The organism is Desulfitobacterium sp., from assembly GCF_982384815.1.
This window is the reverse complement of record NZ_CEVWNY010000082.1, coordinates 1-13,540: the sequence shown is the minus strand read 5'-3', so window position 1 is coordinate 13,540 and position 13,540 is coordinate 1. Positions and strand designations below refer to the sequence as shown.

At 45.6% G+C, this 13,540-nt stretch carries 13 protein-coding genes; 11 read left to right on the top strand and 2 right to left on the bottom strand.

The genetic code is table 11. The features are described from left to right. From AC1U9U_RS11765 to AC1U9U_RS11745, 5 genes are all read left to right on the top strand, one after another. Window positions 1-426 (top strand): tRNA-dihydrouridine synthase (locus AC1U9U_RS11765; RefSeq protein WP_479960755.1); only part of this gene is annotated, 426 nt, incomplete at its 5' end. 189 nt (window positions 427-615) lie between these two features. Then, window positions 616-1,344 (top strand): orotidine-5'-phosphate decarboxylase, encoded by a 729-nt coding sequence (pyrF, locus tag AC1U9U_RS11760; RefSeq protein WP_479960754.1) that lies wholly within the window; start codon window positions 616-618, stop codon window positions 1,342-1,344. Window positions 1,345-1,467: 123 nt separating this feature from the next. After that, on the top strand, window positions 1,468-2,070 hold the full coding sequence (gene pyrE / locus AC1U9U_RS11755) for an orotate phosphoribosyltransferase (RefSeq protein WP_479960753.1): 603 nt from the start codon (window positions 1,468-1,470) through the stop codon (window positions 2,068-2,070). A gap of 563 nt (window positions 2,071-2,633) precedes the next feature. Then, window positions 2,634-3,269, top strand: coding sequence for a cytochrome c3 family protein (locus AC1U9U_RS11750; protein ID WP_479960752.1), 636 nt, complete (start codon window positions 2,634-2,636; stop codon window positions 3,267-3,269). A 5-nt stretch (window positions 3,270-3,274) separates the two neighbouring features. Next, window positions 3,275-3,964 carry a formate dehydrogenase subunit gamma gene (locus AC1U9U_RS11745; protein WP_479960751.1) on the top strand — a complete coding sequence of 230 codons (690 nt, stop codon included), beginning with the start codon at window positions 3,275-3,277 and terminating at the stop codon, window positions 3,962-3,964. 367 nt (window positions 3,965-4,331) lie between these two features. Here the strand turns inward: AC1U9U_RS11745 and AC1U9U_RS11740 are convergent, their stop codons facing one another. Further along, entirely contained in the window at window positions 4,332-6,236 is a 1,905-nt protein-coding gene (locus AC1U9U_RS11740; protein ID WP_479960750.1) for an Rqc2 family fibronectin-binding protein, read from the bottom strand. Window positions 6,237-6,373: 137 nt separating this feature from the next. On the opposite strand from AC1U9U_RS11740, the gene AC1U9U_RS11735 reads away from it, so the two are divergent. From AC1U9U_RS11735 to dapF, 3 genes are all read left to right on the top strand, one after another. After that, window positions 6,374-9,115: a calcium-transporting P-type ATPase, PMR1-type gene (locus tag AC1U9U_RS11735; RefSeq protein WP_479960749.1), complete on the top strand. Its 2,742-nt coding sequence runs from the start codon at window positions 6,374-6,376 to the stop codon at window positions 9,113-9,115. A 282-nt stretch (window positions 9,116-9,397) separates the two neighbouring features. After that, window positions 9,398-9,595, top strand: a complete 198-nt coding sequence (locus AC1U9U_RS11730) for a hypothetical protein (RefSeq protein WP_479960748.1) — start codon at window positions 9,398-9,400, stop codon at window positions 9,593-9,595. Window positions 9,596-9,705: 110 nt separating this feature from the next. Next, window positions 9,706-10,566, top strand: a complete 861-nt coding sequence (gene dapF / locus AC1U9U_RS11725) for a diaminopimelate epimerase (RefSeq protein WP_479960747.1) — start codon at window positions 9,706-9,708, stop codon at window positions 10,564-10,566. Window positions 10,567-10,773: 207 nt separating this feature from the next. Here dapF and AC1U9U_RS11720 read toward each other — a convergent pair whose 3' ends face one another. Beyond that, window positions 10,774-11,505, bottom strand: a complete 732-nt coding sequence (locus AC1U9U_RS11720; protein WP_479960746.1) for a glucose 1-dehydrogenase — start codon at window positions 11,503-11,505, stop codon at window positions 10,774-10,776. 227 nt (window positions 11,506-11,732) lie between these two features. Here AC1U9U_RS11720 and AC1U9U_RS11715 point away from each other — a divergent pair, with 227 nt between their 5' ends. From AC1U9U_RS11715 to gmk, 3 genes are read left to right on the top strand one after another with little or no spacing between them, the layout of a single operon-like run. Beyond that, complete coding sequence (locus AC1U9U_RS11715) at window positions 11,733-12,614, top strand: YicC/YloC family endoribonuclease (protein ID WP_479960745.1); 882 nt, start codon at window positions 11,733-11,735, stop codon at window positions 12,612-12,614. A 15-nt stretch (window positions 12,615-12,629) separates the two neighbouring features. Further along, a complete protein-coding gene (gene remA / locus AC1U9U_RS11710) occupies window positions 12,630-12,905 on the top strand; it encodes an extracellular matrix/biofilm regulator RemA (protein WP_479960744.1) in 276 nt (91 codons plus the stop codon). An 11-nt stretch (window positions 12,906-12,916) separates the two neighbouring features. Then, complete coding sequence (gmk, locus tag AC1U9U_RS11705; RefSeq protein ID WP_479960743.1) at window positions 12,917-13,519, top strand: guanylate kinase; 603 nt, start codon at window positions 12,917-12,919, stop codon at window positions 13,517-13,519. Window positions 13,520-13,540 lie beyond the last annotated feature (21 nt).

Genomic DNA, 13,540 nt, shown 5'->3' with positions numbered 1-13,540 from the left:
GTGATTGCCAAATTATCCCCTAATGTCACGGATATTGTCGAAATGGCCAAAGCGGTGGAGCGGGGCGGTGCGGATATTATTTCCATGATCAACACCTTGCTGGGTATGAGTATTGATATTGAAAAGCGGCAGCCGATTTTGGCCAATAAAGTCGGCGGGCTTTCCGGGCCGGCTATCCGCCCCGTGGCAGTGCGGATGGTATGGCAGGTTGCCCAAGCTGTAAACGTCCCCATCATAGGGATGGGTGGAATCCTCACTTGGCAGGATGCAGTAGAATTCATGCTTGCCGGTGCATCGGCAGTATCCATCGGCACCGGAAATTTTGTCAATCCCTTGGCTCCTTTGGAGGTTGTGGAGGGGATCACGGCCTACTTCCAACGCCATGGCTTTACCTCGGTTAGGGATATTGTCGGTTTAGCTCATTAAGACCGAAGTTCTTTGGCTAATGAGGCTTTCATGCCGGTTTGCGGGATGGCCCCGGCGAGAGCAAGATACTTCGCCATGCTTAGAGTTACAGGCTTTGGGTAGGGTGTCGTTCTGAGGTAAGAATGACTGAAGGATCTTTAGTGAGCAATACGAGTTAGTATTCGAAGCTATAGAAAGGAATAAAAGAGTATGGAAACTAAAACAAATAACCATGCAAAAAATTCGCAAGTCATGGTGGCCATGGATGTTGACAGCAGGGAAAAAGCCTTGGCTTTAGCAAATCAGCTTCAAGGTAGCGGCTGCTGGCTGAAGGTGGGTATGGAGCTATATAATGCAACGGGGGCAAGCATTATCAAAGAGTTAAAGGATAAAGGATTTTCGGTCTTCTTAGATTTAAAACTCCATGATATCCCCAATACGGTGGAGAGTGCAGTCCGGGTCTTGGCCGGTTATGGGGCGGATATGCTCACCATTCATTGCAGCGGCGGCTATGAAATGATGGCTCGGGCGGTTCAAGCTACTCATGAAGTTAAGAAACAAAGGAATACCGAAGAGCGGATGAAGGTTGTTGGCATCACGGTTTTAACCAGCCTAGATGAAGAGAAGCTTCAAAAAGATCTGGGTGTAGGTAGATCCTTGCCGGATCAGGTCCTGGCCTTAGCCCGGTTAGGTCAGAAGGCGGGTTTGGACGGAGTGGTGGCTTCAGCTCAAGAAAGTGCCATCCTTCGTGAACATCTGGGGTCGGATTTCCTAGTTATTACACCGGGAATACGCCCTAAAGGCAGTGCAACTCACGATCAAGCCAGGGTTTTTACCCCTAATGAAGCCCTTGAAGCAGGCAGTTCCTACCTGGTGGTGGGGAGACCAATCACCAAGGCTACCGATCCACGGCAGGCACTTGAGCGGCTTTGGGATTAGTTTAGTATAGTGCGGGATTTTTCCTGAGCATTTGCGAAGGAGCTATTTCCTGAGAAGGAGACTTCGGTTAGTAAAAGGCGTAGGGTTGAAAATAGAAAAAATTTGAAGGGAGTTAAAGATAATATGACAGCAGCTAATAAATCCCTATCCCCTGAAAAGGTTTTAGGTATTTTTAAGGAAAGTGGAGCATTATTGGAAGGGCATTTCCTCCTCACTTCCGGTAAACATAGTGGTCAATATATGCAATGTGCAAAGGTCTTACAATATCCTCATCATGCAGCCCGGTTGGGAGAGGCCCTAGCCGAGTTTTTTCGCGATCAAGGGGTTGAGTTGGTCGTTGGACCGGCAATGGGAGGAATATTGGTTGCCCATGAGGTAGGTAAGGCCTTAGGAACCAGAGCCTTATTTACGGAACGGGAAAATGGGGAAATGAAGTTACGGCGGGGTTTTGAACTTCAACCGGGTCAGAAAGTACTGGTGGTAGAAGATGTGATTACCACCGGCGGTTCGGTTCGGGAGGTACTTGAGGTGGTTAAATCTTATGGTGCGGAACCGGTAGGAGTAGGGGTTTTAGTGAATCGCAGCGAAGGAAAGGCTGATTTTGGGTTGCCCTTAGCCTCTTTGCTGGAGATAGAGATCGAGACTTTCGAGGCAGAAACTTGTCCCTTATGTGCCCAAGGCACTACGGCTATTAAACCAGGAAGCCGGACTGTGCACTTAAGTTAATTGGCTCTCGATTTGAATTTTCAGTCTTTAATTATATCCTCCTCTGTGCTAACATAAGTTCCGGAGGGATAAGGAATGGATCATCCAGAGTTGATCCTGGATAGGCTTATAGCAATGAAAGAGCCTTGAGAGCCGACATGAACGGGTTAGAAAGAGCTTTGAGGACTGACATAAAAGAATTGAAATCAGAAGTTGAAAAAATCTCCGCTAAGCAGGAAATGACTTGGCAAGCAGTCAAGGAGAAATCCATAAGGAACTAACGGAAAATAGTGAAAAAATAAGAATATCATCGACAACAAGGTAAAAGCATTATAATTCCAAAATAGCATTAGATTCCAAAATAGTTTAAGGGTAAGAACAAGGATTTTAAGCATAGTCAAAAGGGCTATGCTTTTTATTCGCGTAAAAAAGAAAGTTCAGTTGGAGTTTAGATTTTACTGAAGTTTATCTTAAGTGCATACAGCCGGATATATTGTGACACAATAAGTATTGATTTAGGCTAGATGTGCCCCCGAGGGGATAACCCCTTTCAGGCTTAAAATAAAGAATACGAGGTGGGGTATATGACAAAGATAGAACAGAGATTTTGGAAAGGGCTAACCTTTTCACTTTTCTTTGTCCTAACATTACTGTTTAACGGTACAGTGGTATTAGCCCAAGTCAATTGTAATCAGTGTCACGGCAATGTGGCAAGTGAACTTAAAAGTTCCGTACATAGCTCCATAAGTTGTACAAGTTGTCACCGGGATGTAACCGCCTATCCCCATCCGCAAGGGGTAGCTGTAGATAAGAAGGAGAGCGTTGCCCTATGTAGTACCTGTCATACCGGGACGGTAACGGAAAGCTATAAAGAAAGTTTTCACGGTAAAGCTGTTCACTTAAGAAGTCAAAAATCCGCAAGCTGTGTGGACTGTCATAGTTCTCATAGGGTTTTAAGCCAAGATCACCCGAACTCCCAAGTAGCCAAGGCAAATATCCCTCAGACCTGTGCCAACTGTCACGGCAATCCCTCACCGGGTTTTGCCCAGGGAACAGAGCATTTTCAGTTAACTGCCATGGGACCGGGAAAACCCATGTATTATACTGCCAAATTTTTCGTTTGGTTGACCATAACTGTTATGACTTTACTGGTTATTCATATGGAAATGCAGCTATACAGAGAATTACGGGTCATACTGCAAAACCGCAAGAAGAGGTGATTTAGATGGGAAAAGAACAACTTTATAAGCGGTTTGATATTCATCAACGTTTGCAGCATATTGGTATGTTTTCAAGCTTTCTAGTTTTGACCATAACCGGACTACCAATAAAATTTGAGCAAAGCAATATTTCCCAAGGAATTGTGGCGATGTTTGGTGGTTTTGAAAACCTTTTCTATGTCCATTTGCTGGGAGCTGTGCTTATGATCTATGCCAGTGTTTACCATCTTATCTATCTGGTATTTGCTCCTTTAAGGGGCAAGCAGAAATCCTGGGCAATAATCCCAACCGTTAAAGACTTCAAAGATCTATTTCATAATCTGGCATATTTTTTAGGATTGAGAAAGGATCCTCCTCGTTTTGACCGCTACTCCTATAAAGAGAAATTCGATTATTGGGCAGTGTTTTGGGGAATGTTTATTATGGCCGGTTCAGGTCTATTGATGTGGTATCCGCAGTACTTTACCCAACTTTTGCCACGTTGGGTAATCGACTCATCTCGTTTTGCTCATACGGATGAAGCAATTCTGGCAATTAGTGCCATTGTTATTTGGCACTTCTATAACGTCCACTTTAATGCGAAGCTCTTTCCTATGAGCAGCGTCTGGTATACTGGGACCATGACCCGGACAGAGATGGAAGAAGAGCATCCCCTTGAATTAGAAAGAATCGAGAGAGATAAAGCGGGGAGCTGAGAAGCAGGTGGGAAAATAATTTCCTTATCAATCCAGCAACATAAATGGAATTAGTGATAAATATCGGGCGGATGAGCTATGATTATATTTGGGGTTACAAGGAGTGATCTAATGGTGGATTCGAGGTTTCGAAATAACATTACCCTGATTGTGGTTCAGATGGTCGTTTATGCCATAGCGCTAGCAATTGTCCTTAATTGGGGTTTAAAGTCGGCATTATAAAAAAAGAACAGGCCTTTCTAACTAATTAGATTAGCAGGGCCTGTTCTTTTTTGGCTAGTCGGAAAGTATAAGTCTGCGGGCGCATAAGGGGCAACCAGCGACTTCGCTTTCGCTAAAGCTCGGCGAAGCCGGGTTTTCTTTATCCTTATACCTCTTCTACTTCGCTGGCCAGTAAGCGTTCGAGGATTTCTTCTTGGGGGGTTAAATAGAGGGTCCAATTAGTATCGTAAACTACCATTCCTGGTTTGGCGGCATTGGGCTTTTTAATGTTTTTAACATGGGTATAATCCACCGGAACTAAAGTGGAGCCTTTAGCTTGGCTGAAATGAATGGCCAGAGCTGCAGCCTCCTCTAAAGTAGCATCATCGGGGAATTCTTCTCCCTCTTCCAGAGGAATTAAAACGTGGGAGCCGGGAATGTTTTTGGTGTGGAGCCAAAGGTCCTGGGGACGGCCTTTTTTAAGAGTAAGCCAATCATTTTGACGATTGTTTTTGCCCACGAGAATGGGTCGGTTTTGGCTGGAAAGATAGATTTTTGGTTGGGGAGACTCGGGTTTGTTTTTATTACCTTTGGTTTCTTTAGCACCTTGTCCCCTCTTGTTATTTTTAAGGCTCTTGCCGTTTTTCATATTTTTGCGGGAATTCTTATTGCTTTCCGGGTCGGCTTTACTGTGATGTTTTCCGGATAAATAGCCTTCGTCGATGAGCTCCTTATGCACCTCGTCCAGCTCTGCGGGAGAGTTGGCCTGTTCTAAGCTTAAAAGCACGGAGTTTAAATAAGCGATCTCGGCCTCAACCATTTCTTTGAGGGGGGTGGTCTTTTGGATAGTGGCCTTCGCTTTATTGTAAAGGCGGTAATAACGTTGGGAGTTTTCAATGCCTGTCAATTGCGGTTCTAAGGGGATGGTCAGTTGGGGCAGGGTTTCTTCGTTATAATCCTCTACCGTAATTTCCTTCATTCCCAGTTCCAGGCGATAGAGGTTGGCGGTGAGCAGTTCGCCCCAGCGTTGGTATTTTAATCCCTTGCCGGCATTGGCGATTGTTTCTTCGTAAATGCCATTTTTCTTGTTAAGATGTTGCAGTTGTTCTTGAAGCACCTTTCGCAGGGAACCTCGTTTAGCCTCTAAGTTGTTATTGGAAGCTTTGATCTGGTAAAAGCTTGCTACGGCCTCGTCGAGGGAAGAAAAGCCCTGTGAAGGTAGCCCCTGATATTGTTGAAAGGGCAAAAAGGTAAAAGCCGTTGGCAAAGCATTAGGACGGGTGGGATTAGTCCCCTTTTGGTAATAAAGAGTGGGTTCCAAGGAAGGGGTATGGTCAGGGTTAGCTAAGCCGGTGTAGGCTTGGAAGATCCGGGATAAGTCAATATCTCCACATTGGTCAAGGGCGATATTTTGCTCTAGACCTGCCCGGGTCACGATTTCCCGGGCCAGCTCGGGGCTGATTCCGGCAAAATGTTTAACCAGCAGGTCTATAACTTTTTCATTAAGCCCTTCCTGGAAAAGAATTTTTCGCCATTCCTCCTCTTCGATAAGAGGGTCAACTTTACCTTGGGAAGGTGGAGTCAAATAACTCCGTCCCGGCAAAACTTCGCGATGACGGCTCAAGGCATGGGAATAGCGCTTTAATCCGTCAAGGATAACGTCGTTTTGAGGGTTAACAAGGATAAGATTACTATGCTTGCCCATGATCTCCAGGTAGAGGTGCAAGGTAGCCAAATCACCATATTCGTTATAGTTTTGGATGGATAAAACTATAATCCGTTCCAAACCCAGTTGTTCAATACTGAGTATTTTACCTCCTTCAATATGCTTACGCAGGATCATGCAAAACATGGGAGGTGAGGGAGGATTCTGCTTATTCTTCTGGGAAAGATGAAGGCGGGCTCCGGTAGCGGAAATGTTCAAGAGCAGTCGGGAGGACCGGCCATGGTTGCGGAGAAGAAGATGAATCTCTTCCTTCTCCGGTTGGTTAACTTTATCGATGCGGGCACCTGTCAGCTGAGGGGCTAACTCTTTAACCAGATGATATATGGTAATGCCGTCTAGGGCCATGGGTAATCTCCTCTCGTCCTGAAAATGATTTTTGGATTGTCCATAGTATAACACAAAACTTGGGTATTTTTCCTTCTCCTCCTGAATAAGCATGTACAAAAAGGTTGGACAGGAGTCCAAAGGAGGACGATAAAGAAATGCGGCAGCAAGCGTGGCATGTTTTGCCTTGGCTCGATGTGGTTAAGGCCTTGGGGGTGCATCCCGGTAAAGGGTTAAGTCTCAAGGAGGTCAATCATCGGCTGAGTGAGGTCGGGAAAAATATCCTTGAGACCAAAAAAGGGGTGCATCCCGTTTTTCTGTTTCTCGGTCAGTTTAAAGATTTTATGGTACTGGTTCTTTTGGCGGCAACGATCGTTTCGGCACTTTTGGGTGAAATTGCCGATGCAGTGACCATCATGGCCATTCTGGTGCTTAATGCTATTTTAGGTTTTATTCAGGAATTTCGCGCAGAACGCTCTATTGAATCTCTAAAAACCTTAACTGCACCTGAGGCTCGTGTATTACGTGACGGTATGGAGACAAGAATCCCTGCTGCGGAACTGGTTCCCGGGGATATCGTCCTTTTGGAGGCAGGGGATCGGATTCCCGCTGATATTCGTTGGATTCAAGCTGTCAATGTAGAAGTAGAAGAGTCCGCTTTGACAGGAGAATCTCATCCGGTACCTAAACGGGTGGGACCTTTGACAGATGAGTTGACTCCTATGGCCGACCGGGTCAATATGGGTTATATGGGTACATCCTTAGTTAATGGTCGTGGCGCCGGTGTGGTGGTTGCCACAGGTATGGATACGGAAATGGGTGTTATTGCAGGAATGATCCAGAGCGTGGAAGAAGAAGAGACTCCCTTGCAAAAACGCTTAGCGCAATTGGGAAAATATTTGGTTATTATTAGCATTGTGGTCTGTGGAATTGTAGTTTTAACCGGGGTTCTCCGGGGCGAGGGTTTCTATAAGATGTTCCTGGCGGGGGTCTCTTTAGCAGTAGCCGCCATTCCCGAAGGGCTACCGGCCATTGTCACAGTGGCCCTGGCTATTGGGGTACAACGGATGGTCAAACGTAAAGCTATCATCCGCAAGCTACCGGCTGTGGAAACACTTGGTTGTGCCACAGTGATCTGCTCAGATAAAACTGGAACCCTCACCCAAAACGAAATGACTGTCCGCCAGATCTATACCGATCGTCGAATGATTTCGGTGACGGGGCAGGGTTATGATCCTAAAGGAGAATTTCATGGGGTTAATCCGATTAAGGAAAAAGGTCCCCTGGAAACCGCTTTGAAGATCGCCGCCTTATGCAATAATTCCTCCCTAACCCGCAAGGGTGTTCAAGTAGCGGGAATGTTCCGATCTGCCGGTAAGGATTCCCCTTGGGGAATCGAAGGTGACCCTACCGAGGGGGCCTTACTGGTAGCTGCCGCTAAGGCAGGGATCTGGAGGGAAACTTTAGAGCGCAAAGAAGAAAGGGTTGGGGAAATTCCCTTTGACTCGGACCGCAAACGCATGAGTGTTATCTATAAAGGGAAACGAGTAAGGAATGCTTATCTCAAGGGAGCCCCTGATGAAATCTTAAAGCGATGCAAAAGTGAGCTGACCTCAGATGGAGTTGTGGAATTAAGTGAAATTCGTAAAAGGGCTATTCTCAAAGCTAATGATGAAATGGCCAGAAAAGCCTTACGGGTATTGGCATTAGCGGAGAAACCTCTGCAGGAAAGTGACCGGATTGATGAGCGGGTGGAAGAAAGTCTGGTATTTGTGGGCTTAATGGGGATGATTGATCCTCCTCGTGCCAGCGCCGCCAAAGCCATCAAGGTCTGTCGCAAGGCTGGAATTAAGCCGGTGATGATTACCGGGGACCACCGTTTAACGGCGGAGGCTGTGGCCCATGAATTAGGTATCCTGACCGGCAATTCCGGAGGGGTCCTGACCGGAGCTGATTTAGATCAAATGACTGATGAGGAATTAGAACAGGAAGTCATGGATGTCTCCGTCTATGCTCGTGTTACGCCTAAGGATAAGCTGCGGATTGTCCGGGCCCTCAAGAAGAATGGTCAAGTAGTAGCCATGACCGGAGATGGAGTGAATGATGCGCCGGCTGTGAAAGAAGCGGATATCGGCGTTTCCATGGGCAAAACCGGCACCGATGTGACCAAAGAAGCCTCGGCCATGGTGTTGGCGGACGATAATTTTGCCACCATTGTCGCGGCTGTGGAAGAGGGCCGGGGAATCTATGATAATATCCGTAAATTCATTCGCTATCTGCTTTCCTGCAATATTGGGGAAGTGCTGGTGATGTTCTTAGCCGCTCTGGTAGGATTACCTTTGCCCTTACTGGCCATTCAAATTCTCTGGGTCAATCTGGTGACAGATGGTTTGCCGGCTATGGCCCTTGGTGTTGATGGTATGGATAAGGATATAATGAACCGTAAACCCAGGGACCCGGGAGAAAGTATCTTTGCCCGAGGACTCGGCCGCAAAATTCTTATTCGGGGTACGATGATTGGTTTAGGAACCCTTCTTGTTTTTGTAATTGCCCTATTCCTGGGGGTTAATATGCTGGCGGCACGGACCATGGCCTTTACAACCCTAGTTTTTTCTCAGCTTTTCCATGTTTTCGACTGCAAATCGGAGACCAGGGGAATCTTTGAGGTGGGGATTTTCTCCAACCCCTATCTGGTGGCGGCGGTCATCGGCTCAACCCTTATGCAGCTTAGTGTGATTTACATCCCGCCACTGCAAGCGATCTTTAAGACCACTGCCTTAGTAGGTTGGCAATGGGGATTGATTCTCCTGGTAGCCGGTGGTCCCTCCATTTTGATCGGTCTCTATCGTTTAGTACGGAATGCATGGCGGGGTAAAGAAATCATGGTTGGCGGCAAGTGAAATCCCATTAAAATATCTGAGAGTCCGGGTAGAGTTTTTCTCTACCTGGACTTTTTGGCTATTCAGAAAGTAACTTCACGGCGCATAAGGACAACCGGCGACTTCGCTTTCGCTAAAGCAGCAAGTGCGAAGGCGGTGCCGACCTGGCGAAGCCGGGTTATCCTACAGAAGAGACAAAAAAGGATTTTATGCAGAAATGCAGAATACCTAGAAGAAAACAAACAGAGATAGCTATTTTCACTATCTTCGGCATAAACTAGGGAAGGCAAGAGGAGGGTTATTATGCTTGAGTTATTCATAGGAAATATTTTAGAAGGCAATCTTGATGCGATTACCTATATCGTTGTTGGTCTCTTAGCAATTTTCACCATAACCTTAGTTGTAAAAAAGATCTTTAAACTGGCTCTTATCTTTGCTTTAATTACAATTATGGCATATTATCTAGTTCCGGATCTTTTCACATCCCTTTTCCTTCCCTAAAAAAGATCCTTCGCTTAAGCTCAGGATGATACCACATGTCATACCGAACCAGGTGAAGTATCCTGACCCGAATAGAAGCTGTTGGGATGCGGATAGGAGTTGATAAATACATGGAAATTATAAAAATGCATGGCCTCGGGAACGATTTTGTATTTCTTGATCATTTTAAAGGCCAAGACACCCAAAATAATTATGACTACCCCGAACTGGCCCGTAAACTTTGTCATCGCCAATTTGGGGTTGGGGGGGACGGACTAATTGTCGTTCTTCCTTCGGAAAAGGCTGATGCCAGAATGCGGATTTTTAATTTAGATGGCTCAGAGCCGGAAATGTGCGGCAACGGTATTCGTTGTTTTGCACGCTATGTCTATGATCAGGGCTATGTGCAAAGGAATCCGCTTCAAGTAGAGACTTTAGCAGGTATACTTACTTTGCAGCTTTCCCTAGAAGGAGATAAGGTCACCGGCATTCGGGTGGACATGGGCGAACCCATTCTAAAGCCTGCGCTGATTCCGGTATTGGCTCAGGAGGAGCCTGTGGTGGGTGCGAAGCTTCTGGTGGAAGGGAAGGAATTTGAGTTTACGGCAGTGTCTATGGGTAATCCTCACTGCGTAATTTTTGTGGATGACTACGCGAAGCTTGATTTTGAACATCTGGGTCCCGCTATCGAAAAGCATCCTCTCTTTCCCCGCAAGACCAATGTGGAATTCGTCATAGTAAATAGTCGAGATGAGTTGACCATGAAGGTCTGGGAGCGGGGGGCAGGCCCAACCTTAGCTTGTGGTACGGGAGCCTGTGCGACTGCAGTGGCTGCGGTTCTTAACGGCAAGACAGAGCGGAAAGTGACGGTCCACTTACCCGGTGGAGATCTCTTGATCGAGTGGGGAGAGGATAATCGGGTCTATATGACTGGTCCGGCAGCTTACGTTTTTAAAGGGGCATTACTAGAGGATATCCAGTTATTATCTTAAGATCATTGAATTAGTTAATCGTCTAACAAATAGCTAAAAAAAGTCTTTGCCTTAACTCTGGAAGGAGTAGTTAAGGATGACGAAGAAAATGCTTGTTAATATATGGGATCTTAGTAAGGATAATGCCCAGCACTGGATTGAAGAAGTAAGACTTAAGGGTTAATAAAGTAATGGACTGCTTCTACCAAAAGGAGCAGTCCATTTTCTCTACATTGCTGTTAGTCCGCCATCAATGACAAATTCAGAGCCGGTTGAGTAACTTGCTTCGTCTGAGGCGAGATACAAAACTAGGTTCGTAACTTCTTCAGGCTGGGCCATGCGTTGAACCGGAATATGCTTGGCAAACTCCTTGATGATTTCGTATGAATCACCTTCAGTAACCATTGGCGTTTCAATAACGCCGGGATGCACCGAATTTACCCTGATTCCTAGCCCTGCCAGCTGAAGAGCGGCGGCCTTTGTCATTCCCCGCACTGCGAATTTCGTGTCGGTATAACCTACAGCACCGCCGACTAACCCGTTAATCGAGGATATGTTCACAATGGAACCGCCACCAGCTTTTTGCATGGAAGGAACAACTGCCTTCATGCCTAGAAAAACAGAAACTTGGTTAATGTCCACGATTTTCCGATATTCAGCCTCGGACATTGTCAATAGGGGTATATTTAGACTGATACCGGCATTGTTGACTAAAATTTGGATAGGACCATATGTTTTTTCTGCCTCAGCAACAACTGTTTCCCAGTCTGCGGCCTTGGTAACATCTTGTCTGATGAACTTTGCATTTTCTCCTAATTCATTAGCTAATGTATTACCTGCTTCTTCATTAAGATCAGTAAAAACTACTTTTGCACCCTCACTTACAAATCTGCGGACATGTGCGGCACCCATGCCACGGGCACCACCGGTAACGATGGCTACCTTACCTTGTAAACGCATCTAAATCCCCCCGCTTTCATACAGAATCATAATTCTGACCTTAGGAGTATTTTACATCATTACCATAATTATTCCAATAGTTTGATTAGTGGGAATATTGCCTGTTAAGACTACCTTGGATTATTCTGTATCTGCGTTTTATTTAATGCTATGGTATAATGTTTTAAATGGTAAAGTTAGGGAGAACTTTGCCAATTAAAGATTATAAAGAAAGCTGGGCTTAAAATATGGCAAATAGCATGACGGGGTTTGGCCGGGGGGAAGCCTCCGGTAATGGCTACCAATTTACTATTGAACTGAAAGCAGTGAACAATCGTTTTTTTGAAACGGCGGTACGGATGCCACGACATTTGAATAGTTTAGAAGAACGAATTCGTAAAATCCTCCAAGAAAAAATCCACCGGGGCCGGATTGATATCTTTGTTAATGTTAAGGAAACGGAAGAAAAAAAGAGATTGGTGAAGGTTGACAAAGATTTAGCACTATCGTATGATAAGACTTTGAAGGAGCTTGCTAAAGCTCTAAATACGCCTTATGAAACCGATATTTATCGTTTAGCAGCCTTGCCTGAGGTGTTTTCTGTGGAAGAAGCAGAAATCGATCCGGAATTAATCTGGGAGCCTTTAAGCCTTGCCGTAGCCCAGGCGTTGGCAGGATTTATGTCTATGCGTCAGGTGGAGGGAGAACGACTAGGGGTCGATCTTTGGCAGCGACTACATATTATTGAGTCGGCTAAGGAAGAAGTTGCCGGATTTTCCGAAAGTATAGTCGGCGATTACCAGAGCCGCTTACAGGAAAGAATCGAGATTCTCTTAGGGGATAAGGCAATTTTAGATGAAGCTCGCCTTGCCAATGAAGTGGCTTTCTTTGCCGATCGAGTTTCTATTACCGAAGAGTTAGTCCGCTTACAAAGCCATCTTGATCAATGTCGGGAAGCTCTGAAAAGTTCTGAACCCATCGGGCGCAAGCTTGATTTTCTGGTTCAAGAGATGAATCGAGAGATCAATACCATTGGCTCGAAGGCTAATAACTTAAATATTACCCAGCATGTTGTTCAGATGAAAAGTGAATTAGAGAAGATCAGAGAACAGGTTCAAAATCTAGAATAATTGGAGGGTTAAGTTTTGGACATCAAATTGATTAACATCGGGTTTGGCAATATTGTATCCGCTAATCGGATTATCTCCATTGTCAGCCCGGAATCGGCACCTATCAAGCGGATTATTCAAGAAGCACGGGATGCTGGGATGCTGATCGATGCTACTTATGGCCGTAGAACTAGGGCTGTGATTATTTGTGATAGTCATCATGTGATTCTTTCTGCAGTTCAGCCGGAAACTGTAGCCCATCGTCTTTCCGCAAAAGAAGCCAGCAATAACACTGAAGACCCCGCAGATTAAGGGGGTACATCGTGGAACAGAATCATGGATTATTGATTGTTCTATCCGGTCCTTCCGGGGCAGGAAAAGGAACCCTCTGCCAGGAGCTTTTAAGGCAGATGCCCCAGGTAAAATACTCCGTGTCAGCCACGACCCGGCAGCCTCGACCGGGTGAAGTGGATGGATTGCATTATTATTTCCGCAGCCGGGAAGAATTTCATGCCATGATCGAGCAGGATCAGCTTCTGGAGTGGGCAGAGTTTTGCGGAAACTATTACGGAACGCCTCAGTTTGCAGTGGAACAAGCCATTCAGGCGGGGAATGATGTCATTCCGGAGATTGAAATTCAAGGGGCTTTACAAGTCAAAAAACGCTTTCCCCAAGGGGTATTCATATTTGTGGTTCCTCCCTCCATGGATGAACTATCTCAGCGTATTCATAAACGAGGAACCGAATCAGCGGAAGTCATTCAAAAGCGCTTAGAAACTGCTGCCCATGAATTGGAATATGTTTCTGAGTACGATTATGTAATCGTGAATGATGAAATTCCACTGGCAGTAGATAAGTTAAAAAGTGTCTTAGTTGCGGAAAAATGCCGCGTGAAAAGAAAACCATATGTATTTCAGGGGGTGTAACAATGAAACAACCTTCCCTCG